The sequence below is a fragment of the Kitasatospora nipponensis genome (genome assembly GCF_039528135.1).
Classification (GTDB): domain Bacteria; phylum Actinomycetota; class Actinomycetes; order Streptomycetales; family Streptomycetaceae; genus Kitasatospora; species Kitasatospora nipponensis.
Window position 1 is genome coordinate 1 of the sequence record NZ_BAAALF010000792.1, and the last position, 657, is coordinate 657.

Below are 657 nucleotides of genomic sequence, written 5' to 3' on the forward strand. Positions count from 1 at the left end.
CCACTATCAGTGGCACTTCGGCCCGATGCGACAGCTGCCGATCACGATCCTCGAGATCGGCGTGGGCGGATACCATGATCCGACCGGGGGAGGCGCGTCGCTGCGCATGTGGCGTGACTTCTTCCCGCAGGCATTGGTGTACGGCATCGACATCGTCGACAAGAGCACACACGACGAGGGACGCGTCAGGACGTTCCGGGCGCACCAGTCCGATCCGGACTCGTTGGCGACAGTGCCCGACGAAATCGGCGATCCGGACATCATCGTCGACGACGGAAGCCATATCAGTAAACACGTCATCGACACGTTCACGTGCCTGTTTCCACGACTGCGTCCCGGGGGCAAGTACGTGATCGAAGATCTGCAGACATCCTATTGGCCCAGTTTCGGTGGCAGGGAGGACGTGATGTGCGATCCCGCGACGAGCATGGGCATGCTGAAGGACCTCGTCGACGGACTGAACCATCAGGAGCTCACGTCTCGATCGCCCCGGGCGGGACGTGGCACCGACGCACACATCACGGGAATCCACTTCCACCACAACCTGACCGTGATCGACAAGGGCAAGGTGATCGCCAACGGCGCGGTCGCCGAGCTCAAGGCCCAGGTCGGCGGCCGCATGCTGCAGGTTCGCCCGGTGCACCCGGCCGAGCTGCC

Annotated in this window: 1 protein-coding gene; it reads left to right on the forward strand. The window is 63.5% G+C overall.

Annotated features, from left to right (window positions below):
- Positions 1-25: 25 nt before the first annotated feature.
- Positions 26-657 (forward strand): class I SAM-dependent methyltransferase (locus tag ABD323_RS43375; protein ID WP_486327183.1); only part of this gene is annotated, 632 nt, incomplete at its 3' end.